General features: G+C 71.8%; 16 protein-coding genes. 9 read left to right on the forward strand and 7 right to left on the reverse strand.

Annotated features, from left to right (window positions below; genetic code table 11):
• Position 1: 1 nt before the first annotated feature.
• The 4 genes from TNCT6_RS08575 to TNCT6_RS08590 all read left to right on the forward strand — a co-directional run bounded on the left by TNCT6_RS08575 (position 2) and on the right by TNCT6_RS08590 (position 6,142).
• Positions 2-1,729 carry an ABC transporter ATP-binding protein gene (locus TNCT6_RS08575; RefSeq protein ID WP_141358209.1) on the forward strand — a complete coding sequence of 576 codons (1,728 nt, stop codon included), beginning with the start codon at positions 2-4 and terminating at the stop codon, positions 1,727-1,729.
• The gene (locus TNCT6_RS08580; RefSeq protein WP_141358211.1) at positions 1,726-3,510 is read left to right on the forward strand and encodes an ABC transporter ATP-binding protein; all 1,785 of its coding nucleotides are present in this window, start codon (positions 1,726-1,728) and stop codon (positions 3,508-3,510) included. Before TNCT6_RS08575 ends, TNCT6_RS08580 begins: the two co-directional genes overlap by 4 nt.
• Positions 3,511-3,892: 382 nt before the next feature.
• Positions 3,893-5,551, forward strand: coding sequence for a M4 family metallopeptidase (locus TNCT6_RS08585; protein ID WP_141358213.1), 1,659 nt, complete (start codon positions 3,893-3,895; stop codon positions 5,549-5,551).
• A 72-nt stretch (positions 5,552-5,623) separates the two neighbouring features.
• Entirely contained in the window at positions 5,624-6,142 is a 519-nt protein-coding gene (locus tag TNCT6_RS08590; RefSeq protein WP_141358215.1) for a DUF1990 family protein, read from the forward strand.
• Positions 6,143-6,266: 124 nt separating this feature from the next.
• Here the strand turns inward: TNCT6_RS08590 and TNCT6_RS08595 are convergent, their stop codons facing one another.
• Complete coding sequence (locus tag TNCT6_RS08595; RefSeq protein WP_141358217.1) at positions 6,267-8,885, reverse strand: glycosyltransferase family 1 protein; 2,619 nt, start codon at positions 8,883-8,885, stop codon at positions 6,267-6,269.
• A gap of 347 nt (positions 8,886-9,232) precedes the next feature.
• Between TNCT6_RS08595 and TNCT6_RS08600 the strand changes: the two genes are divergently transcribed.
• From TNCT6_RS08600 to glgB, 4 genes are all read left to right on the forward strand, one after another.
• The gene (locus TNCT6_RS08600; RefSeq protein WP_141358219.1) at positions 9,233-11,389 is read left to right on the forward strand and encodes an alpha-1,4-glucan--maltose-1-phosphate maltosyltransferase; all 2,157 of its coding nucleotides are present in this window, start codon (positions 9,233-9,235) and stop codon (positions 11,387-11,389) included.
• Positions 11,386-13,089, forward strand: a complete 1,704-nt coding sequence (gene treS / locus TNCT6_RS08605) for a maltose alpha-D-glucosyltransferase (protein WP_141358221.1) — start codon at positions 11,386-11,388, stop codon at positions 13,087-13,089. The genes TNCT6_RS08600 and treS overlap by 4 nt, the downstream gene beginning before the upstream one ends.
• A gap of 115 nt (positions 13,090-13,204) precedes the next feature.
• Complete coding sequence (locus TNCT6_RS08610) at positions 13,205-14,599, forward strand: maltokinase (RefSeq protein WP_141358223.1); 1,395 nt, start codon at positions 13,205-13,207, stop codon at positions 14,597-14,599.
• A gap of 68 nt (positions 14,600-14,667) precedes the next feature.
• The gene (glgB, locus tag TNCT6_RS08615; RefSeq protein ID WP_141358225.1) at positions 14,668-17,214 is read left to right on the forward strand and encodes a 1,4-alpha-glucan branching enzyme; all 2,547 of its coding nucleotides are present in this window, start codon (positions 14,668-14,670) and stop codon (positions 17,212-17,214) included.
• Positions 17,215-17,334: 120 nt separating this feature from the next.
• Here glgB and TNCT6_RS08620 read toward each other — a convergent pair whose 3' ends face one another.
• The 5 genes from TNCT6_RS08620 to TNCT6_RS08640 all read right to left on the reverse strand — a co-directional run bounded on the left by TNCT6_RS08620 (position 17,335) and on the right by TNCT6_RS08640 (position 23,115).
• Positions 17,335-19,569, reverse strand: a complete 2,235-nt coding sequence (locus TNCT6_RS08620; RefSeq protein WP_141358227.1) for an AAA family ATPase — start codon at positions 19,567-19,569, stop codon at positions 17,335-17,337.
• 188 nt (positions 19,570-19,757) lie between these two features.
• Positions 19,758-20,072: a thioredoxin gene (gene trxA, locus TNCT6_RS08625; protein ID WP_141366240.1), complete on the reverse strand. Its 315-nt coding sequence runs from the start codon at positions 20,070-20,072 to the stop codon at positions 19,758-19,760.
• A 14-nt stretch (positions 20,073-20,086) separates the two neighbouring features.
• Positions 20,087-20,515, reverse strand: coding sequence for a MerR family transcriptional regulator (locus tag TNCT6_RS08630; RefSeq protein WP_141358229.1), 429 nt, complete (start codon positions 20,513-20,515; stop codon positions 20,087-20,089).
• Positions 20,516-20,576: 61 nt separating this feature from the next.
• A complete protein-coding gene (locus tag TNCT6_RS08635; protein ID WP_141358231.1) occupies positions 20,577-21,341 on the reverse strand; it encodes a DUF2127 domain-containing protein in 765 nt (254 codons plus the stop codon).
• Positions 21,342-21,447: 106 nt separating this feature from the next.
• Positions 21,448-23,115, reverse strand: a complete 1,668-nt coding sequence (locus TNCT6_RS08640; protein WP_141358233.1) for an MFS transporter — start codon at positions 23,113-23,115, stop codon at positions 21,448-21,450.
• Between the two features lie 107 nt (positions 23,116-23,222).
• Here TNCT6_RS08640 and TNCT6_RS08645 point away from each other — a divergent pair, with 107 nt between their 5' ends.
• Positions 23,223-23,840 carry a TetR/AcrR family transcriptional regulator gene (locus TNCT6_RS08645; RefSeq protein ID WP_141358235.1) on the forward strand — a complete coding sequence of 206 codons (618 nt, stop codon included), beginning with the start codon at positions 23,223-23,225 and terminating at the stop codon, positions 23,838-23,840.
• 90 nt (positions 23,841-23,930) lie between these two features.
• Here the strand turns inward: TNCT6_RS08645 and TNCT6_RS08650 are convergent, their stop codons facing one another.
• Positions 23,931-25,328 carry a cation:dicarboxylate symporter family transporter gene (locus TNCT6_RS08650; RefSeq protein WP_172632837.1) on the reverse strand — a complete coding sequence of 466 codons (1,398 nt, stop codon included), beginning with the start codon at positions 25,326-25,328 and terminating at the stop codon, positions 23,931-23,933.
• Between the last annotated feature and the right edge of the window lie 8 nt (positions 25,329-25,336).

A 25,336-nucleotide genomic window follows, 5' to 3' on the forward strand; every position in this document is an offset into this window, starting at 1 on the left:
GATGATCGACTCATACGAGGACCCCGGCGAGCCCGACTGTCGCAGCGGCCCGCACTACCTCTGGTGGCTGGTGACCCGGCAGCCGGGGCGGTCCGTCGCCGGGGCGGTCCTTGGCAGCACGTGGATGGTGCTGCTGGCGGCGACGCCCTATCTGATGGCCAAGGCGATCGACGAGGGTCTGGAGCCCGGCGACACAGGCGCGCTGGCCGGGTGGACGACGGTGCTGTTCCTGGTCGGCGCGTTCAACGCCTGGCTGAGCATCATGCGGCACCGCACGATGACCCGGGTGCGGATGGACGCCAACTTCCGCACGGTGAAGGTGGTCGTCCGGCAGGCGGTACGGCTGGGTGCCACGCTGCCCGCACAGGTCGGGGCCGGGGAGGTGGTCACGATCGGGGTGGGCGACGTGCAGACGATCAGCCAGTCCCTGACGGTCGTCGGGCCGGGCGTCGGCGCGGTCGTCGCCTATCTCGTGGTCGCCGGGCTGCTGCTCACGCTCTCGGTGCCGCTGGCCGTGGTGGTGCTGCTCGGGGTGCCGCTGCTCGGCGTGATCGTCGGACCGCTGCTCGGGCGGCTGCAGGGCACGGAGACGGACTACCGCGAGCAACAGGGCGTGCTGACCGCGCGGATCGGCGACCTGGCGGGCGGGCTGCGCGTCCTCAACGGCCTCGGCGGCAAGTCGCTGTTCGCCGACGCCTTCCGCCGGGACTCGCAGGGACTGCGCGCCCAGGGGTATCGCGTCGGGGCGGTGACCAGCTGGATCCAGGCGCTCGGGGTGGGGCTGCCGACGCTGTTCCTCGCCGTGGTGACCTGGCTGGCGGCCCGGATGGCGTCCCAAGGCACCATCAGCATCGGCGAGTTGGTGTCGGTGTACGGGTATGTCGCCGTGCTGGCCGGGTGGCCGGTGTCCTTCCTGATCGAGGGCAGCTACCAGCTCAGCCGGGGCGTGGTCGCCGCCCGCCGAGTCGTACGGCTGCTGCGGCTGGAGCCCGCGCCGGACCTCGGCACCGCGGACGCGCCGGCCGAGCCGTCGCTGTTGCACGATCCGGACTCGGGGGTGCGGGTGCTGCCCGGGCGGCTGACCGCGCTGGCCGCGGCGCGGCCCGCCGACGCCGCCGCCGTCGTCGACCGCCTGGGCCGGTACGCGCCCTCCGAGGCCACCTGGGGCGGCGTACGCCTGGACGGGATCGCCCTGCCGCAGGTCCGCGAGCGGATCCTGGTCGCCGACCACGAGGCGGACCTGTTCGCCGGGCCGCTGCGGCACCTGGTCGGCGGTTGCCGGGAACCGGACGACATCGACGAGGCAGCGATCACGCGGGCCGTGCACACAGCGGCGGCCGAGGACATCGTGCAGGGCCTGCCGGAGGGGCTCGACTCGGCGATCGACGCGCAGGGACGCAACCTCTCCGGCGGCCAGCGCCAACGCGTACGGCTGGTGCGGGCACTGCTGGCCGACCCGGAGGTGCTGCTCGCCGTGGAGCCCACCTCCGCGCTGGACGCGCACACCGAGGCGACGGTGGCGGACCGGCTGCGGGCGGACCGCGAGGGCCGTACGACCGTGGTGACGACCACCTCCCCGCTCGTCCTGGACCGCGCGGACGTGGTGCACTTCCTGATCGACGGCAAGGTCACGGCCACCGGAAGCCACCGGCGGCTGCTGGAGGAGGAGGCCGGCTACCGGGCGCTGGTGGCACGGGACGCGGACGCGGCCGAGGAGGTCGTGCGATGACGAGCCGTCACCTTCCGGTCGCCGAATCAGCCGATGTGCGTCGCGCCGCCGTGCGGTTGGTGCGGGCCGACGCGCGGGCCTTCGCCGGTGTCCTGGCGCTGAACGCGGCGGCGGCCGCAGCGGGACTGGCCGGGCCGTGGCTGCTCGGGCGCATCGTGGACGCGGTGCGGGCCGGGGGCGGGGTCGGTGCCGTGGACCGGATGGCACTGGGCATCCTGCTGTGCTCGCTGGCGCAGCTTCTGCTGGTGCGCTGGGCGCGATACGTGGGGCACCGGTTCGGGGAGCGGACGCTGGCCCGGGTGCGCGAGGAGTTCGTGGATCGGGCGCTGGCGCTGCCCGCGTCCGTGGTGGAGCGGGCCGGCACCGGCGACCTGACGGCGCGCGGCACGGCCGACGTGGCCACCGCCGGCACCACCCTGCGCGATGCCGGGCCCGAGCTGCTCATCAGCACCGTGCAGGCGCTGTTCGTGCTCGGCGCGGTCTTCGTGCTCGACCCGTTGCTCGGTGCTGTGGGCATCGTGGGCCTGGTGCCCATCTGGTTCGCCCTGCGCTGGTACCTGCGCCGGGCGCGGGCCGGCTACCTCGCCGAGGGCGCAGCCACCTCCGAGGTCGCCGAGATCCTCGCGGCGACGGCGGCGGGCTCGCGCACGGTCGAGGCGTTCCGGCTGGCAGGGGTGCGGACCGCCGCGAGCCGCGACGCGCTGGAGACGTCCCGGCGCACCCGGTTCTACACGCTGTACCTGCGCACGGTGTTCTTCCCTGTGGTGGAAGTGTTCTACGTGCTGCCCGTTGCGGGAGTGCTGCTGGTCGGCGGGGTGCTGCACGCGCACGGGACGGTGAGCCTGGGCGCGGTGGTGGCGGCCGCGCTGTATCTGCGCCAGTTCAGCCAGCCGCTCGACGAGATCCTGATGCGGGTCGAGCAACTGCAGAACAGCGGTGCTTCCTTCGCCCGGGTGGAGGGGCTCGCCCGGGCCCTGGGTTCCGTGCCGAAGGGCGACGGTCCGGCACCGGCGGACGACCGCATCGACGTGACCGGGGCGCGCTACGCCTACGAGCGCGGCGGCGAGGTGCTGCGCGGGGTCGACCTGACGGTGCGGCCCGGGGAGCGGCTCGCCGTGGTCGGCCCGTCCGGCGCCGGCAAGACCACGCTGAGCAGGCTGCTGGCCGGAGTCGACGCGCCGACCGCGGGCTCGGTGACGGTGGGCGGGGTACCCGTGGCCGGCCTGGAACCGGAGCGGCTGCGCCGCCAGGTCGTCCTGGTCACCCAGGAGCACCACGTGTTCCTCGGCACGGTCCGGGACAACCTGCGCATCGCCGAACCGGCCGCCGGGGACGAGCAGTTGTGGTCGGCCCTCGCGGCCGTCGGCGCCGACACCTGGGTACGGGAACTGCCGGAGGGCCTGGACACCGAGCTGGGCACGGGCACGCACCGCACCGACGGCTCGCAGGCCCAGCAACTCGCCCTCGCCCGCGTGGTGCTGGCCGATCCGCACACCCTGATCCTGGACGAGGCCACGGCGTTGCTCGACCCGGCCACGGCCCGCCACACCGAACGGGCCCTCGCCGCAGTCCTCCGGGGCCGCACGGTCATCGCCATCGCCCACCGCCTCCACACCGCCCACGACGCCGACCGGGTCGCCGTCATGGAGGACGGCCGTCTGAGCGAACTGGGCACCCACGACGCCCTGGTGGCGTCCGGCGGGGCGTACGCGGCCCTGTGGCACACCTGGCACGGGAACGGCGCGACACCGTCGGACGAGGGCGGCGACGCCGTCCCGTAGCGGCCACCGCGAGGTTGCCCGCGGTCGCGTGACGGGCCGTCGAACCCTCGGATTTCGGTCGACATCGCGCCCTCCTGCCGGGGTGACCTCTGTATCGATCCGGCCGCCCCGACGGCTGAAAATCGCCCCTACCGCGGCGCGCCCGGCGGCCGGGACCTCGGGCGCAGTCTCCGAGGTCCAAGACGCATGCGGTGGCCCGTTCATGACGCCGCAACATTTACCGGACAGTCATTTTTCAGCCAACATCACTTCGGGGCGCTGACATGTACGCGTCCTTGGTGCCACTCTTCCTCCACCCGCCGCACGAGCACAGCACCCTCACCCCCCGATCCGGGCCGGCAGCCCCACGCCGTACTGGATCACCCCCACATAAGGAGCTTGTGTGACTCCCCGCTACGCGCGTCACAAGCGCATCACTCTGGCCGTCGCCACCGCCGTCGCCGCCGGAGCCCTCCTCAGCACCGGTCTGACCACCAGTGCCTCGGCCCAGACCACGGCCGAATCCACCGGCGCGGCCCACCTCGCCGCCGCCCCCACCTTCCTGACCAACGCCGCCCGCACCTCGCTGATCCAGCAGGCGCAGGCCGACGCCTCCGGGACCGCCCAGGAGATAGGCCTCGGCGCCAAGGAGGGGCTCGTCGTCCGGGACGTCGTCCAGGACGCCGACGGCACGGTGCACACCCGGTACGAGCGCACCTACGCCGGTCTGCCCGTCCTCGGCGGCGACCTGATCGTCCACAGCTCCAAGGCCGGCAAGACCCAGGGCGTGACCAGAGCGAACAAGGCGGCCATCAAGGTCGCCACGCTCACCCCGAAGGTCGCCACCGCCAAGGCCGAGAAGCAGGCCGTGTCCCTGGCCCAGGCCGCCGGCTCGGAGAAGGCCACCGCCGACCAGGCCCCGCGCAAGGTCATCTGGGCGGGCGACGGCACGCCGGTCCTCGCCTACGAGACGGTCGTCGGCGGTCTCCAGGAGGACGGCACCCCGAACCAGCTCCACGTCATCACCGACGCGGCCACCGGCCAGAAGCTCTACGAGTACCAGGGCATCGAGACCGGCACCGGCAAGACCCTGTACTCGGGCACCGTCAGCCTGACCACCACCCTGTCGGGGTCGACGTACCAGCTCTACGACACCACCCGCGGCGGTCACAAGACGAACAACCTGGCCGGCGGCACCTCCGGCACCGGCACCCTGTTCACCAACACCACCGACGTGTGGGGCACCGGCACCGCGTCGAGCTCCGTCAACGACCAGACGGCGGCCGCGGACGCCGCCTACGGCGCCCAGACGACGTGGGACTTCTACAAGAACACCTTCGGCCGCAACGGCATCAAGAACAACGGCGTGGGCGCCTACTCCCGGGTCCACTACGGCAACAACTACGTCAACGCCTTCTGGGACGACAGCTGCTTCTGCATGACCTACGGCGACGGCTCGGGCAACACCCACCCGCTGACCTCGCTGGACGTCGCCGGCCACGAGATGAGCCACGGCGTCACCGCCGCCACCGCCAAGCTGAACTACTCCGGCGAGTCCGGCGGTCTGAACGAGGCCACCTCCGACATCTTCGGCACCGGTGTGGAGTTCTACGCCAACAACGCCTCGGACCCCGGTGACTACCTCATCGGCGAGAAGATCAACATCAACGGCAACGGCACCCCGCTGCGCTACATGGACAAGCCCAGCAAGGACGGCGGCTCCGCCGACTACTGGTCCTCCACCGTGGGCAGCAAGGACGTGCACTACTCGTCCGGCGTCGGGAACCACTTCTTCTACCTCCTCGCGGAGGGCAGCGGCGCGAAGACGATCAACGGCGTCAGCTACAACTCGCCGACGTACAACGGTGCCACGGTCACCGGCATCGGCCGCGCCAAGGCGCTGCAGATCTGGTACAAGGCGCTCACCACGTACATGACGTCGACCACCAACTACAAGGCCGCCCGCACGGCGACCCTGAACGCGGCGTCGGCGCTGTACGGCTCCGGCAGCACCGAGTACAACACGGTCGCGGCGGCCTGGACCGCGGTCAACGTGACCTGATCTCCGACTCGTTGAACGACGGCGGCCCCCGGGAGGACACCCCTCCCGGGGGCCGCCCTACGCTTGGGTCGCATGTCGACGGCACATTTCACCTACGAGGAGGTCGGCGCGACCCGCGAGCAGGGTCACTGCCCGCCCGGCTTCCAGCCTCTGCACGTGCGCACCCGCATAGGTGAGGGCGAGGAGGTGTTCCGCCGGGCCTCCGAGGCCGTGATGACGTGGGAGATGCACCGCGCCCTGGGCGTCGGCATCGAGGCGAGCGCCGACCGGGCCGCGCCCGGCGTCAACGTCACCGTCACCCTCGCCGGAGTCGTCAGGGCCCCCTGCCGCGTGGTCTGGACGGAGCAGGAGCCCCGCCGAGCCGGGTGGGCCTACGGCACCCTGCCCGGTCATCCGGAGTGCGGCGAGGAGTCCTTCCTGGTGGACCGCACGGGCGACGGCACCGTCTGGCTCACGGTCACCGCGTTCAGCCGCCCGGCCAAGTGGTACGCCCGGGTGGCCGGCCCGGCCACCCGCGGCCTCCAGCACGCCTACGCCCGCCGCTGCGGCACAACGCTGCGCAAACTGTGCGCCGACATCCCGGAGCCATGACCCGCCCCGCCCACCCCGCAGCGGCACACACCGCCCCACGCGCCTGGTGGTGCGGCCCGGGCCGTCGGCTGCCGGGCCCGCCGGCCCCCGAAGGGGCCCCGGGAGCCGGGGCCCGGCGGTCCGGTCAGCGCAGGAGCACCCCCGCCTGCTCGCCGGCCTCCTGCGGCGGGGTGGTCACCAGGCCCAGCTCCGCGTTGGAGGCGAGGAAGCGGTGGGCGGGGAGGATACGGACCGTGTAGCCGTAGGGGCCGGTGCGGTCCAGGGACAGGGGGCCCTCGTACACCCAGCGGCCGTCTGAGTCGGGGGCGCCGGCGGGTTTCAGCGGGACGGCGGTGGCGTCGGTGATGCGGTCCTCCTCGTCCACCCGGCCCGAGACGGCCTGCACCTCCACATCGTCCGGGCCGAGGCTGCCCAGCCCCACACGCACCCGCAGGCCGAGGGTGGCACCGAGTTCGGCGGTGGCCGTACTGGCCGAGGTCTCCACGTGGTCGACGGTCACCTCGTGCCACGCCGAACGCACCCGCGCCTTCCACACCGCGAGCTCACGCGCCGCGTCCGGGCCGAGGGAGCGGTGGGCCTGGGCGGCGGGAGCGTACAGCCGCTCCACGTACTCGCGGACCATGCGGCCCGCCAGCACCTTCGGGCCGAGCAGGGACAGGGTCCGGCGGACCATCTCGATCCACCGCTCGGGCAGCCCGTCCCGGCCGTGCTCGTAGAAACGGGGCGCGACCCGCTGCTCCAGCAGCTCGTACAGCGCGGCGGCCTCGACGTCGTCGCGGTGGTCCGGGTCGGTGCCCGCCCCGTCCGCCGTCGGGATGGCCCAGCCGAAGTCCGGCTGGAACCACTCGTCCCACCAGCCGTCCAGCACGGACAGGTTCAGACAGCCGTTGAGCGCGGCCTTCATCCCGGAGGTCCCGCACGCCTCCAGCGGCCGCAGCGGGTTGTTCAGCCAGACGTCGCAGCCGTGGTAGAGCTTCTGCGCCATCGCCATGCCGTAGTCCGGCAGGAAGACGATCCGGTGACGCACCCGCGGGTCGTCGGCGAAGCGGACGAGCTCCTGGATGAGCCGTTTGCCGCCGTCGTCCGCGGGGTGCGCCTTGCCCGCGACCACGATCTGCACCGGCCGCTCGGGATGCAGCAGCAGGTCCATCAGCCGGTCCCGGTCACGCAGCATCAGCGTCAGCCGCTTGTACGACGGGACCCGGCGCGCGAAGCCGATCGTCAGCACCTCCGGGTCGAGGACGCCGTCGATCCAGCCCAGCTCGGCGGTCCCGGCGCCGCGCTGCCGCCAGGCGGCCCGCAGCCGGGCGCGCACCTCCGTCACCAGTTGCTCGCGCAGTTCGCGGCGCAACTCCCAGACCTCCAGGTCGGAGATGTCGGCGACGGCGTCCCAGCGGTCGGAGCCGCCCACGGTCAGCGCGTCCTCGGTGCGCTGGGCACCGACCTGCCGGGCGCCGAGCCGGAACACCTCCGGGGCCACCCAGGTCGGGGCGTGCACTCCGTTGGTCACCGAGGTGATCGGCACCTCCTCGGGGTCGAATCCCGGCCACAGCCCGGCGAACATCTCCCGGCTGACGCTCCCGTGCAGCAGCGAGACGCCGTTGGCGCGCTGGGCCAGCCGGAGGCCCATCACCGCCATGTTGAACAGGTTCGGCTCGCCACCGGGGTACGTCTCCATGCCCAGCCGCAGGATCCGCTCGACGTCGATGCGGGGCAGCTCGGCGTCGGGTCCGAAGTGGCGGGCGACCAGCTCCCGGTCGAAGCGGTCGATCCCGGCCGGGACGGGCGTGTGGGTGGTGAAGACCGTCCCCGCGCGCACCGCCTCCAGGCCCGAGTCGAAGTCCAGCCCCCGGTCGCACAGCTCGGCGATGCGCTCCAGGCCGAGGAAGCCCGCGTGGCCCTCGTTGGTGTGGAACACCTCCGGCTCGGGATGGCCCGTGAGCCGGCAGTAGGTCCGCACCGCCCGCACCCCTCCTATGCCCAGCAGCATCTCCTGAAGGAGCCGGTGCTCGCTGCCGCCGCCGTAGAGCCGGTCGGTCACCCCACGCTCGCCGAGGTCGTTCTCCTCGACGTCGGAGTCCAGCATCAGCAGCGGAATCCGGCCGACCTGGGCGACCCAGATCCGGGCGTGCAGGGCCTTGCCGCCGGGCAGCGCCAGCGAGACCCGCGCCGGGGCGCCGTCGGACTCCTTCAGCAGGGTGACGGGCAGCTCGTGGGGATCCAGGACCGGGTAGTGCTCCTGCTGCCAGCCGTCCCGGGACAGGGTCTGCCGGAAGTAGCCGTGCCGGTACAGCAGCCCCACCCCGATCAGCGGTACACCGAGGTCGCTGGCCGCCTTCAGATGGTCGCCGGCGAGGATGCCGAGGCCGCCGGAGTACTGCGGCAGCGCGGCCGTGATGCCGAACTCGGGCGAGAAGTAGGCGACCGCGGCGGGCAGGCCCTCGGACCGGTCCTGGTACCAGCGGTCACCGGTCACGTAGTCGCGCAGGTCGTCGGCGGCGGCGGCCAGCCGGCGCAGGAATCGGCGGTCGCCGGCCAGCTCGGTCAGCCGCGCGGCACGCACACTGCCGAGCAGGCGTACGGGGTCGCCGCCCGAGGAGGCCCAGCGCTCGGGGTCGACGGACTGGAAGAGGTCACGGGTCTCGGCGTGCCAGGACCAGCGCAGGTTGCGGGCCAGCTCGCTGAGCGGGCGCAGGGGCTCGGGGAGAACGGGACGGACGGTGAACCGACGGATCGCCTTCACATGCCACCTCGGCGCGTTCGCTGGATGGACGCACTGCGCTGTGCGCCCCGTCACACAAAACCGTACCGGTCCGAGTGCGGGCACCGCTGGGTTCGGACACTGTCCGACATCGACCTGAACAGACCGGTTCGGCCCCCGTGGCGTCCGTGTCCGGACTGGACCGGTCTTGTGTGCGGAGATACGCGCGAGTAGTTAACAAAGTGCCGGATTGCTCACCCGAATAGGGTGGGAAGGCTCCTCCGGTACACCGACAGCAGCACCACACGCAGGACCCCGCAGAACCCCCGCAGGACCCACCTCCCCACACACATCCGCCCACACCCTCGTTGACGCGGACAGGAGCGGTCATGCCCGCCACGCACCACTCGGCAACACCACGGACAACCAGCAAGAGCAGCACCGGCGACGCCTCCGGCCGGCCCGGCGCCGACGCGCCGCCGGCCCGCCAGGACGCCGCCCACCGGGACGCCGCCCGGCAGAACCCGCCGGCCCCGGAGCCGTCCCCCGCGGGCGGCACCACGGCCGTCGGCCGGATACCCGTCCTCGACGTCCGCCCGGTCGTCCAGCACGGCCGCAGGCCCGCCAAGGCGGTGACCGGAGAATCGTTCGAGATCTCGGCCACCGTCTTCCGTGAGGGTCACGACGCCGTGGCCGCGAACGTCGTCCTGCGCGATCCACGGGGCCGCCCCGGCCCGTGGACGCCGATGCGCGAGCTGGCGCCCGGCACCGACCGCTGGGGCGCCACCGTGGCCGCCGGCGAGCCCGGCCGCTGGACGTACCAGGTGGAGGCCTGGGCGGATCCGGTCACCACCTGGCGCCACCACGCGCAGATCAAGATCCCCGCCGGTCTGGACACGGACCTGGTCCTGGAGGAGGGCGCACGCCTGTACGAGTGCGCCGCCTCCGGAGTGCCCCGGGACGACGGTGGCCGGGACACCGTCCTGGCCGCCGTGGCGGCGCTACGGGACGAGAACCGGCCGGCCGCGGACCGGCTGGCGGCGGCGTTGACGCCGGAGGTGGACGCGGTCCTCGCCCGGCATCCGCTGCGGGACCTGGTCACCGCCTCCGCACCGCTCGACCTGCTCGTCGAGCGGGAACGCGCGCTGTACGGGGCCTGGTACGAGTTCTTCCCCCGCTCCGAGGGCACCCCCGAGCAGCCGCACGGCACCTTCCGCACCGCCGCCCGCCGCCTGCCCGCGATCGCCGCCATGGGCTTCGACGTCGTCTACCTGCCCCCCGTCCACCCCATCGGCACCACCTTCCGCAAAGGCCGCAACAACTCCCTGGACGCCGGCCCCGACGACGTCGGCGTGCCCTGGGCCATCGGCTCCCCCGAGGGCGGCCACGACAGCGTCCACCCCGCCCTGGGCACGATCCACGACTTCGACCACTTCGTGACCCGCGCCCGCGAACTGAACCTGGAGATCGCACTGGACTTCGCCCTCCAGTGCTCCCCGGACCACCCCTGGGTGCACAAACACCCCCAGTGGTTCCACCACCGCCCCGACGGCACCATCGCCTACGCCGAGAACCCGCCCAAGAAGTACCAGGACATCTACCCCATCGCCTTCGACGCCGACATGGACGGCCTGATCGACGAGACCCTGCGCGTACTGCGGCACTGGATGGACCACGGAGTACGGATCTTCCGCGTCGACAACCCGCACACCAAACCCGTCGTCTTCTGGGAACGCGTGATCGCCGGCATCAACGCCACCGACCCCGACGTGATCTTCCTGGCCGAGGCGTTCACCCGCCCCGCGATGATGCACACCCTGGCCCAGACCGGCTTCCAGCAGTCCTACACCTACTTCACCTGGCGCAACACCAAACAGGAACTCACCGAGTACCTGACCGAGCTGTCCGGCGAGGCGGCGGCCTGGATGCGGCCGAACCTCTTCACCAACACCCCCGACATCCTGCACGCCTACCTCCAGCACGGCGGCCGCCCCGCCTTCGAGGTCCGCGCCGTCCTGGCCGCCACCCTCGCCCCCTCCTGGGGCATCTACAGCGGCTACGAACTGTGCGAGAACACCCCGCTCAAACCGGGCAGCGAGGAATACCTCGACTCGGAGAAGTACCAGCTCAAACCCCGCGACTGGACAGCCGCCGCACGCGAGGGCCGCACCATCGCCCCCCTCATCACCAGGCTCAACGACATCCGCCGCCGCAGTCCGGCCCTGCGCCAGCTGCGGGACCTGCACTTCCACGCGACCGACAAGGACGCGGTGATCGCCTACTCGAAGCGGAGCGGATCGAACACGGTTCTGGTGGTCGCCAACCTCGACCCCCACCACACCCAGGAGGCCACGGTCTCGTTGGACATGCCGCAACTCGGCCTGGACTGGCACGAGTCGGTGCCGGTGCGCGACGAGCTGACCGGCGAGACCTACCACTGGGGCAGGGCCAACTATGTGCGTCTCGAGCCGGGCCACCGGCCCGCGCATGTCCTCACCGTCCTGCGACCGTCCACCCCGCAGATCGGAGGGTCACCGACAACATGATCGTCAATGAGCCCGTTCCGGACACCTTCGAAGACACTCCGGCCCAGGACCGGGACCCGGAGTGGTTCAAGCGTGCCGTGTTCTACGAGGTCCTCGTCCGCTCCTTCCAGGACAGCAATGGCGACGGCGTCGGCGACCTGAAGGGCCTGACCGCCAAGCTCGACTATCTCCAGTGGCTCGGCGTCGACTGCCTGTGGCTGCCGCCGTTCTTCAAGTCCCCGCTGAGGGACGGCGGCTACGACGTGTCCGACTACGCCGCCGTGCTCCCGGAGTTCGGCGACCTGGCCGACTTCGTGGAGTTCGTCGACGCCGCCCACCAGCGCGGCATGCGCGTGATCATCGACTTCGTCATGAACCACACCAGCGACCAGCACCCGTGGTTCCAGGAGTCCCGCAAGGATCCCGACGGCCCCTACGGCGACTACTACGTGTGGGCCGACGACGACAAGCAGTACCAGGACGCGCGGATCATCTTCGTCGACACGGAGGCGTCCAACTGGACCTACGATCCGGTCCGCAAGCAGTACTACTGGCACCGGTTCTTCTCCCACCAGCCGGATCTCAACTACGAGAACCCGGCCGTCCAGGAGGAGATGATCTCCGCGCTGAAGTTCTGGCTGGACCTGGGCATCGACGGGTTCCGGCTGGACGCGGTGCCGTACCTGTACCAGCGGGAGGGCACCAACTGCGAGAACCTCCCGGCCACGCACGAGTTCCTCAAGCGGGTGCGCAAGGAGATCGACGCCCAGTACCCGGACAAGGTGCTGCTGGCGGAGGCGAACCAGTGGCCGGAGGACGTCGTCGACTACTTCGGCGACTACGCCGCCGGCGGCGACGAGTGCCACATGGCCTTCCACTTCCCCGTCATGCCCCGCATCTTCATGGCGGTCCGCAGGGAAAGCCGCTACCCCGTCTCCGAGATCCTCGCCAAGACCCCCGCCATCCCCGCCACCTGCCAGTGGGGCATCTTCCTGCGCAACCACGACGAGCTCACCCTCGAAATGGTCACCGACGAAGAACGCGACTACATGTGGGCCGAATACGCCAAGGACCCCCGCATGCGCGCCAACATCGGCATCCGCCGCCGCCTCGCCCCCCTCCTCGACAACGACCGCAACCAGATCGAGCTCTTCACCGCCCTGCTGCTCTCCCTGCCCGGCAGCCCGATCCTCTACTACGGCGACGAGATCGGCATGGGCGACAACATCTGGCTCGGCGACCGCGACGCCGTACGCACCCCCATGCAGTGGACCCCCGACCGCAACGCCGGCTTCTCCTCCTGCGACCCCGGCCGCCTCTACCTGCCCACGATCATGGACCCCGTCTACGGCTACCAGGTCACCAACGTCGAAGCGTCGATGTCCTCCCCCTCGTCGCTGCTGCACTGGACCCGCCGCATGATCGAGATCCGCAAACAGAACCCCGCCTTCGGACTCGGCTCCTTCACCGAACTCCAGTCCTCCAACCCCGCGGTCATCGCGTTCCTGCGGGAGTACGAGGACGACCTGGTCCTGTGCGTCCACAACTTCTCCCGCTTCGCCCAGCCCACGGAGCTGGACCTGAGCGCGTTCCACGGACGGCATCCGGTGGAGCTGTTCGGCGGGGTGCGCTTTCCGGCCATCGGGGAGCTGCCGTACCTGCTGACCCTGGCGGGTCACGGCTTCTACTGGTTCCGGCTGCGCAAGGACGCCGCCGTCTAGTGCCCCGACAGGCAACGGTCGCCCCGGGGCGGGGCGGGCGTTTCCTTCGCCCCGCCCGTGGGCACGCGTCAGTCACACCCGACCAGCGATTGGACGCGACGCCATGTCGGAAGCCATGTCGCAAGCCGTCACACGCTCTGTCACCGCCGGCAGCCCCGGTCTCCTCGCGTCACTGGACCCGCTGCTGCGGGAGTGGCTGCCGCGGCAGCGCTGGTTCTCGGGAAAGGGCCGTCCCGTGACGGGCTTCTCGCTGGTCGCCGCCACCGAGATGCTGCCGGGCGACCGGAAGCTGGGCCTGTACCACCTGCTGGTCCGCGCCCACCAGCCGCTTGCACCCGTGCACGGCACGGTCCCGCACCCCGGTGACTGCTACCAGCTGCTCATAGGCGTGCGCGAGGCGCTGCCCCCACGGCTGGCGCCCGCGCTGATCGGCCATGTGCACGAGGGCCCGCTCGCCGGACGCACGGTGTACGACGCCCTGTACGACCCCCGGCCCGCCGAGGTGATCCTGGAGGCACTGCGCACCCGGGCCCGCATCGGCGGGCTGCGTTTCGAACGGCGGGACGAGATACGCCCCGACCTGGTTCCCCGCGTGGTCACCGCCGAGCAGTCCAACTCGTCGGTGGTCTACGGCGACACGTTCATCCTGAAACTGCTGCGACGGGTGCTGCCCGGCGTCAACCCCGACCTGGAACTGCCGCTGGCCCTGGCCGAGGAGGGCTGCTCGCAGGTGCCGCCGCCGACGGCGTGGATGACGGCGGAGCTGGACGGCGAGTCGTACGTACTCGGGGTGCTCCAGCCCTTCGTGCAGGGCGCCTCGGACGGCTGGGAGCTGGCACTGCGCGAACTGGCCAAGGGCGAGGACTTCGGCGCCGAGGCGCGGGCGCTGGGCCGCGCCACCGCCGAGGTGCACACCGCGCTGGCCCACGCGCTGCCCACGGTCACACTCGGCCACATGCAGCTCGAGATCCTGGTGAACGGCATGACCGAGCGTCTGGAGTCGGCCGCGCAGGCGGTGCCCGCGCTCGGCCCGTACGTCCCCGGTCTGCGCTCCGCGTTCGAGGCGCTGGCCGATCTGGCGGCCGAGGGCCGCACCTGGACCGCGCAGCGCATCCACGGCGACCTCCACCTCGGGCAGTGCCTGCGCTCCGCCTCCGGACAGTGGTGGCTGATCGACTTCGAGGGCGAGCCGGCGAAACCGCTGGCCGAGCGGCGGATGGCCCAGCCCGTGGTGCGGGATGTGGCCGGGATGCTGCGCTCCTTCGACTACGCGGCGCACTCGGCCGGCGGCCCGCCGGCACCGGAGTGGGCCGAGGCCTGCCGCGCCGCGTACTGCACCGGATACGCCGAGGTCAGCGGCAGCGACCCGCGCACCGACCCCGTCCTGCTGCGCGCCTACGAGACGGACAAGGCGATCTACGAGGTGCTCTACGAGGCCCGGCACCGCCCCGACTGGCTCCCGGTACCGATGTCCGCGGTACACCGCCTGGCCGCTCCGGACACGGCCTGACCCCCTTCCCCTGTCCCCCGTCTCCCCCCCGTCCACCGCATCCGACCTGCGCCGAGGAGGCACCACCCGTGACCCCCCGCACCCCGTCCAGCGGTTCTGATCCGAAGAACACGGCCGAGGCCGCGGGCCACGACCGGCCGGCACCGGCGAAGAAGGCAGCCACGAAGAAGGCCACGGCCAAGAAGGCGGTGGCGAAGAAGACGACGGCCAAGAAAGCGGCGGCGAAGAAGGCAGTGGCGCAGAAGACCGCCGCGAAGACGACGGCCGCGAAGGCCACGACCACCGGGGCCGCCGCCGGGAAGACCGCCACAACGGCGGTGAAGAAGAAACCGGCCACGAAGGCAGCCGCCCGACCCGCGGCGCCGCAGCCCGTGGCACAGGCACCCGTGGCACCGCAGCCGGCGGCCGCCCGGCGCCCGGAGGACCCCGCTCCGGTCGCCGTCGGGGCCGGCGACCGGGAGCGGTTGCTCGCGGGGACGCATCACGATCCGCATTCCGTGCTCGGCGCGCACCCAGTACCCGGTGGGGTCGCCTTCCGGGTGTTCCGGCCGTACGCGCTGGGCGTGACCGTGGTCGCCGGGGAGCAGCGGGCCGGGCTCCGCGACGACGGGGAGGGGTTCTTCTCGGGCCTGCTGCCGCTGCCGGAGGTGCCCGCGTACCGGCTGGAGGTGGAGTACGCGGGGACGGTGCAGCACACCGAGGACGCCTACGGCTTCCTGCCCACGCTGGGCGAGTTCGATCTGCACCTGATCGGCGAGGGCCGGCACGAGCAGCTGTGGCAGGCGCTCGGGGCGCATCCGACGACCCACGGGGGCGTGACCGGCACCCGGTTCGCGGTGTGGGCGCCCAATGCCCGGGGGGTGCGCGTCGCCGGTGGCTTCAACTTCTGGGACGGCACCGGGTATCCGATGCGCTCGCTCGGCGCCACGGGTGTGTGGGAGCTGTTCGTGCCCGGGATCGGCGAGGGCGAGCTGTACAAGTTCGAGATCACCCGGCCGGACGGGTCCAGGACACTGCGCGCCGACCCGCTGGCCCGCCGTACCGAGGTGCCGCCTGCCACGTCGTCCATCGTCCACGCCTCGCACCACGAGTGGTCCGACGCGGAGTGGATGTCCCACCGGTCCCAACGCCCGGCGCACGAGGCCCCGTTCTCGGTGTACGAGCTGCACCTGCCGTCCTGGAGGCCGGGGCTGACGTACCGTCAGCTCGCCGAGCAGCTGCCGGCGTACGTCAAGGACCTCGGCTTCACCCATGTGGAGCTGATGCCGGTCGCCGAGCATCCCTTCGGCGGCTCCTGGGGCTACCAGGTCACCGGCTTCTACGCGCCCACCGCGCGTCTGGGCACCCCGGACGACTTCAAGTTCCTGGTCGACGCCCTGCACCAGGCGGGCATCGGCGTCCTGATGGACTGGGTGCCGGCGCACTTCCCGCGCGACGAGTGGGCCCTGGCCGAGTTCGACGGCCGGCCCCTGTACGAGCACGCGGACCCGCTGCGGGCCGCGCATCCGGACTGGGGCACCCTGGAGTTCGACTTCGGCCGCCGCGAGGTGCGCAACTTCCTCGTCGCCAACGCCCTTTACTGGTGCGAGGAGTTCCACATCGACGGCCTGCGGGTGGACGCGGTCGCCTCCATGCTGTACCTGGACTACTCGCGCGAGCCGGGCCAGTGGACGCCGAACGAGCACGGCGGCCGGGAGAACCTGGACGCCGTGGCGTTCCTCCAGGAGATGAACGCGACCGTGTACCGCAGGGTGCCGGGCGTGGTCACCGTCGCCGAGGAGTCCACGGCCTGGGACGGCGTGACCCGCGCGACCCACCACCGGGGCCCGAGCGGCTTCGGCGGCCTGGGGTTCGGGCTGAAGTGGAACATGGGCTGGATGCACGACTCGCTCCAGTACATGAGCCACGATCCCGTCCACCGCACGTTCCACCACGGTGAGATGACGTTCTCGATGGTGTACGCCTACAGCGAGAACTACGTGCTGCCGATCTCGCACGACGAGGTGGTGCACGGCAAGCGTTCGCTGGTGTCGAAGATGCCCGGCGACTGGTGGCAGCAGCGGGCGAACCTGCGCGCCTACCTGGGCTTCATGTGGTCCCACCCGGGCAAGCAACTGCTGTTCATGGGGCAGGAGTTCGCGCAGGGCGCCGAATGGTCGGAGACCCGCGGCCCGGACTGGTGGCTGCTCGACCCGAACTACGGTGCCGCGGCCGACCACCGGGGGGTGCTGGACCTGGTCCGCGACCTCAACACCGTCTACCGGGCCACGCCCGCCCTGTGGGCGCGCGACGTCCACCCCGACGGCTTCCAGTGGATCACCGGGGACGAGGCGGACGACAACGTCTTCGCCTTCCTGCGCCACGACACCGACGGCACCCCGCTGCTGGCGGTGTCCCACTTCGCCCCGGTCGTCCGCCCCGACTACCGCGTCGGCGTCCCCGACGACGTGCCCGCCTGGCGGGAGGTCCTCAACACCGACGCGGCCCGCTACGGCGGCAGCGACGTCGTCCACCCCGACCCGCTCAAACCGGAACCCCAGGGGCGGCACGGCCGCCCGGCGAGCATCCGCCTGACGCTGCCACCTCTGGCGACGGTGTGGCTGCGACCGGCATGAAGATTCCTCCGGCATCGGGAAGAGCCGGGCCGACTGCAACCAGCCCGTCCGGCGTTCGAGGACGAGGCCGTCCGGGCCGAAGCGGGGGTCCGGGGGCGGCAGCCCCCGGGACAGCCACCCCTACTCCCCGAACGCCTCCACCAGAGCCGGAGGCAACACCTCCGTGTACAGCACGCCCAGCCGCTGTGTGGCGCGGGTCAGCGCCACGTACACGTCGCTCGTGCCGTAGCGGGCGGGTTCGACCACCAGGACGGAGTCGAACTCCAGGCCCTTGGCCTGGCGCGGGTCGAGCAGGACGACCGTCCGGGTCAGGTCGGGCTCGGCACCGGCCTCGACCCCCTCGAGACGGGCCGCCAGCCGCCGGTGCAGGTCGCGCGGGGCGATCACGGCGAGCCGGCCCTCCTCCGGGCTGAGTTCCGCGACGGCCTTCTCCACGGCGCCGGGCAGGTCGTCGGTGGCGCGGGCCCAGGGCCGAACGCCCGTGGAGCGGACCGAGCTCGGGGGCTCGAAACCGGGGTGCTCGGCGCGGACCACGGCCGCCGCCACCTCCATGATCTCGGCCGGGGTGCGGTAGTTGACGCCGAGGCGGGTGTGCTCCCAGCGGTCCTCGACGTACGGCCGGAGGATGTCCGCCCAGGAGCCGACGCCGGCCGCCTCCGCCGTCTGCGCGGGGTCGCCGACCAGGGTCATGGAACGGGTCGGGCTGCGCCGCATCAGCAGCCGCCACGCCATCGGTGACAGCTCCTGCGCCTCGTCGACGATGATGTGCCCGAACGCCCAGGTGCGGTCGGCCGCCGCGCGCTCGGCGGCGCTGCGGTGGTCCTCCTCCTCCTGGCGTTCGGCGAACCGCTCGGCGTCGATGACGTCGTGCGCGGACAGCACCTCCGAGGCGTCCGGGTCACCGTCCTCCTTGTCCTCGAACTCGTACGTCCGGGACGCGTACGAGACGTCCAGTACGCCCTGGGCATAGGCGATCCGGGTCTCGCGCTCGCGCTCGGCCAGGGCACGGGCCAGGCGGTCGTCCTCGCCGAGCAGTTCGGCGGCCTCGTCGAGGAGGGGGACGTCCGCGACGGTCCACGCCCGGGTCACCGGGCGGCGGATCGCGGCCGCCTCCTCGTCGCCGACGTACCCCTCCGGGTCCGCCAGGAAGTCCGCCACCAGCCGCTGCGGGGTCAGCCGCGGCCACAGCCGGTCGATGGCCGACCAGACCTCCGGGTTCTCGGCGAGTTCGTCGCGGATCTGGGTGATGTCGCTGGGGTCGAGCAGGTTGGAGCCGTCGTAGGGGTCGGTGCCGATGCGCTCGGCGACCAGGTCGGTGAGCGTGTTGAGGATGTGGCCCTCGAAGTGCTCGCGGGCCGCGTTGTGCGGCAGCTTCGCGGCGCGGGTGCGCTCACGGGCGACGTTCACCAGGCCGTCGTCGAGCATCAGGATCTCGCGGTCGTGCTCGATGGCGATCACGGGATCGGGCAGCGCCTGCCGGTCCCGTACGACGGCGGCGAGCACGTCGGCCATGCCGGCGCGGCCCTTCACCGCGGCGGCCTCGGGAGTGTCCGCCGCGGTGGCCCTCACTCCGGGGAACAGCTCGCCGACGGTCGCCAGGAGCACCCCCGTCTCGCCGAGCGAGGGCAGCACCTCGCCGATGTAGCCGAGGAACGCGGGGTTCGGGCCGACGATCAGCACGGCGCGCCGGGCGAGCAGTTCCCTGTGCTCGTACAGCAGGTAGGCGGCCCGGTGCAGGGCGACGGCGGTCTTGCCGGTGCCCGGGCCGCCCTCGACCACGAGCACTCCGCGGTGCGGCGCGCGGATGATGCGGTCCTGGTCGGCCTGGATGGTCCGCACGATGTCGCCCATCCGGCCGGTGCGCGCGGAGTCGAGCGCGGCGAGCAGCACCGCGTCGCCGGTCGGGTCCTCGTGGCCGGTCCGGGTGGTGTCGCCGAGGTCGAGGATCTCGTCGTGCAGGGCGGAGACCCGGCGGCCCTCGGTGGAGATGTGCCGGCGGCGGCGCAGGCCCATCGGGGTGTGGCCGGTGGCCAGGTAGAAGGGGCGGGCGACGTCGGCCCGCCAGTCGATCAGGATCGGTGTGCGCTCGGTGTCGTCGGCGCGCAGGCCGATGCGGCCGATGTGGTGGCTGTCGCCGTCGGTGAGGTCGATCCGGCCGAAGCAGAGCGAGCCGTCCACGGCGTTCAGCGCGGCCAGCAGCCCGGACCGCTCGGCGACGAGGATGTCCCGCTCCAGCCGGGCCTGCATGGGCGTGTCGCCCTGCGCGAGCGCGTCCGCGACGGAGGTCTCGGTGTCACCGCGCAGCGCGTCCACGCGCGCGTACAGTCCGTCGATGAATTCCTGCTCCTGCCGCAATTCACCGTCTGGAAATTCGGTGTTTGACAATTCAGCTCCCGCCCGGATATACTGTGCTCACTGAACTTCTTCGTGACCCGACGAATACCAAGTCACGAATCACCGAATATACGCAAAGAAATCCCCCGGGCGCAATTACCCGGGGGATTTCTCATTCTCCGGCCCGCCGTCCCAGCGCGTCCGGCAGGTCAGAGCACGTCCGACAGCTCCTCCAGCAGCCGCCGCTTGGGCCGTGCGCCCACCATGGACTTCACGGGCTCACCGGCGCGGAAGACCATGAAGGTCGGCATCGACAGCACCTTGTAGGCGTTCGTGGTGTCCGGGTTGGTGTCCACGTCGAGCTGCACCACCTTCAGCCGCTCGCCCTGCTCGGCGGCCAGTGCGCTGAGCACGGGCCCCATCTGCCGGCACGGCGGACACCAGTCGGCGGTGAACTCCACCAGCACCGGCCGGTCCGCGCCGAGCACCTCCGCCGCGAAGTCCGCGTCCGTCACTTCCGCCACTCCCGCTGCCCCGATCACCGCTGCTGCCCTCCCAGCTCGCACCTGGGCTCCGGACCTCCCGGAACCCGCGCGTCGGCGGCCAGCGCCTCCCGCGCCTGCTCGGCCCTGGCCAGCTGGGCGCCGACCTGCTCCCGCACGGCCCGCAGCTCGCCGATCAGCGCGTCCATCTGGTCCAGCTTGCGCCGGTAGACCGCGAGGGACGCCGGGCACGAGTCGCCCTCCGGATGCCCGGCCCGCAGACACTCCACGAACGGCCGGGTCTCTTCCAGCTCGAACCCGAAGTCCCGCAGCGTCCTGATCTGCCGGAGCAGCCGCAGATCGCGCTCGTCGTAGGAGCGGTGTCCCTGCGCGTCCCGCCGCGCGGGCAGCAGCCCCCGCGACTCGTAGTACCGCAGCGCCCGCGTCGTGGTCCCGGCCCGCTCGGCCAGCTCGCCGATTCGCATGCGTACGAACGTAAGCCCTGACGCCGACGTCAAGGCAACGGCGGTGGAATGCGGCCGCCGCTCAGGCCATCACGCCGGCCGATTCCTCCACCTCCAGCAGGGAGGCGCTGCGCCGCTCCTCGTCGAAGGCCCTGCGCCCGCCGCGCAGGCCGAACAGGCGCTTGGCCAGGGCGATGTAGAGGACGGCGACGATGTTGAGGACCAGTGTGGTGATCTTGACCGCGCTGACGTGCTCGGTGAGTTCGTAGATCTCCAGCGGCAGGAAGGCGGCGGTGGCGACCACCGTCAGGTACTCCGCCCACCGCTTGGCGTACCACAGGCCGACGGCCTCGATGAGTTCCACCAGCGCGTAGGCCACCAGCACGGAGGCCACCAGGAGCAGCGTGGAATGGCGGTAGCCGAAGGTCTTCTGGATCGTGCCGACGACCGGTGAGTGGTCGAGGTCGTAGTGGAAGTGCCGGAAGACGGGGCGGAAGACGTCCAGGTACTCGGTGAACAGGCGGCGCACCGCGTCCTGGCTGTTGCTGAACTTCCACACCGCCACCGCGACCAGCACGATGAACACCCCGCGCAGTGCCCGCTCGAACGCGAGGAACCGCAGGATGAACAGGTCCCGCAGCACCTTGCCCCGCGGCACCAGTGGGGCCTCGCCGGCCGGTCCCGAGCCGTGCGGCTCGCCGAGCGTGAAGTCGCCGCAGCGCAGGCAGCGCCACACGTCCCCCAGGGCGGTCTGCGCGCGCAGCCGGATCCGCAGCCTCGGGTCGTCCGGGGCGTAGGTCACATGCCCCTTGCGCGCACACGTGCGCCGGTCCCAGTCGATCGCCATCCCCCGTGCCTCCATACATACATACCTGGGGTTGTGCCGTGCCGGATTAATCCGGCACGGCACGGTAGTGCATCACAGTAAGAGACGGCCGCCGGGAGGTTTCCGTTCAGAGCGCCCCCACCAGCTCCTTCGCCTCCTCGGCAGGCTGCTCGTCGCGGGCGGCGCCGCGTGGCAGCAGCAGGGCGACGGCGAGGGTGCCCACGCCCAGGATCACCGCGCCGACCAGGCTGGTGTGGGCCACCGCGTCGGAGAAGGACGAGCCGACCGCGTCCTTCATCCGCTGGGCGCCCTGGGCGAGTTGACCGGCCTGCGCCTTGAGCTGCGCGGCCTGCTGCGGGTCGGTCGCGTGGGCGGCCTGCGCCGCGAGCTGCCGGGCCTTCTCACCGATGCCCTGGGCGACGGCGTATCCGGCGCCGACCGAGTCCTGGGCGGTGGTCAGGGCGCCCGCCGGGAGTCCGCCGCCGGCCGTGGCGTCGGAGAGGTGCCGGGCGTACGAGGTGGACAGCAGGGAGCCGAGGATCGCGATGCCGAGCGAGCCTCCCAGTTCCAGGGAGGTGTCGTTCACGGCGCCGCCGACACCCAGCTCGGACTCCGGGAAGGCGCCCATGATGGCGTCGGTGCAGGGCGAGAGGGCGAGTCCGATCGCCAGACCCAGGATCACCAGGGCTGCCACGAAGTCGCCGTAGCCGGACGAGCCGTCCACCCGGATCAGCAGCGCCAGGGCCGCGGTGCCGCCGACCATGCCCGCGGTCACCGTCCACTTCATGCCGACCCGCGGGGTGAGGTAGCCGGTCAGCGCCGAGCCGGCGAAGACGGCGCCGGCCAGCGGCAGCATGCGCAGCCCGGTGGCCAGGGCGTCGTAGCCGAGGACGAACTGGAGGTGCTGGGTGAGGTAGTAGAAGGCGCCGAAGACGGCCAGGAAGAACAGGGCGACGGCCAGGTTGGAGCCGGCGAAGCGGCGCTGCCCGAAGCGCCGTACGTCGAGGACCGGGCGCGGGTGGCGCAGCTCCCACAGGACGAAGGCCACCAGGCACACGCCCGCGACCGCGGCCGCGGTGACCGCCTTGGCGTCCCAGCCGAAGTGCGGACCTTCGATGATCATGTAGACCAGCGAGCCGATCCACACCACGGACAGCAGTCCGCCGACGTAGTCGATCCGGCCGTGGTGTGCCGCCCTGGAGGGCGGTACGAGGACGAAGGCGCCGACCAGGGCGACGGCGGCGACCGGCACGTTGATCAGGAAGGTCGAGGACCAGCCGTGGTCCTGAAGCAGCGCGCCGGCGACGAGGGGACCGGCGGCGATGGCGAGGCCGGCGGTTGCGGTCCACAGGGTGATCGCCTTGGCGCGCTCGGCGCGCGGGAAGGTCGCGGCCAGCAGGGAGAGGGTGGCCGGCATGATCAGCGCGGCACCCAGGCCCATCACGGCGCGGGCCGCGATGACGGTCGCCGCACTGTCGGCGAGGTAGCCGAAGACGGAGCCGCCGCCGAACACGACGAGTCCGAGGACGAGCGCGCCGCGCCGGCTGTACTTGTCGCCGATCGCGCCGAGCAGCAGCATCAGCGCCGCGTACGGAACGGTGTAGCCGTCGATGACCCACTGGAGGTCGGCGCTGGACAGGCCGAGATCCCGGGTCATGTCGGGCGCTGCGACCGTGAGCGCGGTGTTCGCCATCACGATGATCAGCAGGCTCAGGCAGAGCACGAGGAGCGCACACCAGCGCCGGGCGTAGGGGCGGTCCATCCTCTCGGCCGGTTCGTTCATGACGAGTCGCATGGGCAGGGGTCGCCTTCCTCGGTCTGCTTGCACAGCGGAGTGCAATTGCACAACGATGTGCAATGTACGACCCTTGCACAATGCTGTGCAAGTCGAAGGAGGGCAGAATGTCAGCCATGACCACGGGTAACACCAGTCGCGCCGACGCGAACCGGCGCCGCATCCTCGATGTCGCCCTCGCGGAGCTGCTGCGCGACCCCGACGCGTCCATGGACCAGATCGCGCGTGCGGCCGGAGTCGTACGGCGCACCGTGTACGGCCACTTCCCCAGCCGGGAGGCGCTGATCAGCACGCTCGTCGACGAGGCGGTGCTCTCGCTCGCCACCGCGCACGCGGCGGGCCGCGAGGGCGTCGAGGACCCCGCGGAGGCGGTGGCGCGCTCGGTGCTGGCGGTCTGGGAGATCGCCGACCGCTACCGGCTGCTGGTCGCCCTCGCCCAGCGCACGGTCACCGTGCAGGGCATCCGCGAGCGTCTGGCCCCGGTCCGCGACCGCTGCGCGGAAGTGCTCCAGCGCGGCCTCGACCAGGGCACCTTCAGCTCCCCGCTGCCCGCGTCGGCGCTGGCGTACGTCCACGAGCAGATCCTGTTCGCGCTGATGGAGGCCGTGAACGAGGACCTGCTGGCTGCACACGCGGCGGGGCGCGCCGCCGCGGTGACGGTACTGACGGCGGCCGGGGTGCCCGCCTCCCTCGCCGCCGCCCTGGTGGCCGGGCTCAGCCACTGACCGCTCCCGAAAAGCGACTGCCCGCCCCCGAAACACGACGAGACCCCGCGCCCCCTGAAAGGGGCACGGGGTCTCGGGTCCCGCCGAGCGCTACGCCTTGGCCAGCTCGCGCTGCTCGGGGACCCCGGCGGAATCGTCGGCGTCGTCCAGCAGCGTCTTCTCGTCGAAGGGCAGCTCGCCGGCGAGGACGCGCCGGACGCGGTCCTTGTCGACCTCGCCGGTCCAGGTGCCGATCAGCAGGGTGGCGACCGCGTTGCCCGCGAAGTTGGTCAGGGCGCGGGCCTCGCTCATGAAGCGGTCGATGCCGACGATCAGGCCGACGCCGTCGACCAGGGCGGGCTTGTGGGACTGAAGGGCACCGGCGAGGGTGGCCAGTCCGGCGCCGGTGACACCGGCCGCACCCTTGGAGGCGATCATCATGAACAGCAGCAGCGTGATCTGCTGGCCGATGGACAGCGGCTGGTCCATTGCGTCGGCGATGAACAGCGAGGCCATGGTCAGGTAGATCATCGTGCCGTCGAGGTTGAAGGAGTAGCCGGTCGGCACGGTGATGCCGACGACCGGACGGCTCACGCCCAGGTGCTCCATCTTGGCGATGAGCCGGGGCAGCGCGGATTCCGACGACGACGTCGACAGGATCAGCAGGAACTCCCGGCCCAGGTACTTCAGCAACTGGAAGATGTTGACGCCGGCCACCAGCCGGGTCAGCGCGCCCAGCACCACGAGCACGAACAGCAGACAGGTGACGTAGAAGCCGAGCATGATCGCGGCGAGTGCCTTCAGGGCGTCGATGCCCGTCTCGCCGACGACCGCGGCCATGGCGCCGAAGGCCCCGATCGGGGCTGCCCACATGATCATGGCGAGCACACGGAAGACCAGCCGCTGGATGTGCTCCACCCCGCGCAGGACCGGCTCGCCCCTGCGGCCCATGGCCTGGAGCGCGAACCCGACGAGCAGGGCGACCAGCAGGGTCTGGAGCACCTGGCCCTCGGTGAACGCCGACACGAGCGTGGTCGGGATGATGCCCAGCACGAAGTCGACCGGGCCCTCGCTCGCGGCCTGCGCCTGCGCCTGGCCGACGCCCTTGACCGCCTCCGTCAGGTGCATCCCGCTGCCCGGGTGGACGATGTTGCCGACCACGAGTCCGATGGCCAGGGCGACGAACGACATCGCGAGGAAGTAGCCGAGCGCGAGTCCGCCGACCTTGCCGACCTTCGCGGCCTTGCGCACCGAACCGACGCCGAGCACGATCGTGCAGAAGATGATCGGCGAGATCATCATCTTGATCAGGTTCACGAAGCCGGTACCGAGTGGCTTGAGTTCCTTGGCGAAGTCGGGCGCGGCGAACCCGACGGCGACGCCCAGGACCACCGCGGCGATCACCGCTATGTACAGATAGTGGGTACGGTCCCGCTTGGCTGCGGGTGCGGGTGCGGCAGGTGCCGTATCGGCTGCGCTGCTCAAGGCGGCCCTCCTTGACGACGTCATCGGCATCA

The sequence above is a fragment of the Streptomyces sp. 6-11-2 genome (assembly GCF_006540305.1).
GTDB lineage: Bacteria > Actinomycetota > Actinomycetes > Streptomycetales > Streptomycetaceae > Streptomyces.

Bases quoted from the DNA above. Each gene is read 5' to 3' on its own strand.
- TNCT6_RS08645 (WP_141358235.1), top strand. From the start codon at position 23,223: ATGTCAGCCATGACCACGGGTAACACCAGTCGCGCCGACGCGAACCGG.
- TNCT6_RS08610 (WP_141358223.1), top strand. From the start codon at position 13,205: ATGTCGCAAGCCGTCACACGCTCTGTCACCGCCGGCAGCCCCGGTCTC.
- TNCT6_RS08635 (WP_141358231.1), bottom strand. From the start codon at position 21,341: ATGGCGATCGACTGGGACCGGCGCACGTGTGCGCGCAAGGGGCATGTG.
- TNCT6_RS08600 (WP_141358219.1), top strand. From the start codon at position 9,233: ATGCCCGCCACGCACCACTCGGCAACACCACGGACAACCAGCAAGAGC.
- TNCT6_RS08580 (WP_141358211.1), top strand. From the start codon at position 1,726: ATGACGAGCCGTCACCTTCCGGTCGCCGAATCAGCCGATGTGCGTCGC.
- TNCT6_RS08575 (WP_141358209.1), top strand. From the start codon at position 2: ATGATCGACTCATACGAGGACCCCGGCGAGCCCGACTGTCGCAGCGGC.
- TNCT6_RS08590 (WP_141358215.1), top strand. From the start codon at position 5,624: ATGTCGACGGCACATTTCACCTACGAGGAGGTCGGCGCGACCCGCGAG.
- treS (WP_141358221.1), top strand. From the start codon at position 11,386: ATGATCGTCAATGAGCCCGTTCCGGACACCTTCGAAGACACTCCGGCC.
- TNCT6_RS08630 (WP_141358229.1), bottom strand. From the start codon at position 20,515: ATGCGAATCGGCGAGCTGGCCGAGCGGGCCGGGACCACGACGCGGGCG.
- TNCT6_RS08650 (WP_172632837.1), bottom strand. From the start codon at position 25,328: ATGACGTCGTCAAGGAGGGCCGCCTTGAGCAGCGCAGCCGATACGGCA.
- TNCT6_RS08640 (WP_141358233.1), bottom strand. From the start codon at position 23,115: ATGCGACTCGTCATGAACGAACCGGCCGAGAGGATGGACCGCCCCTAC.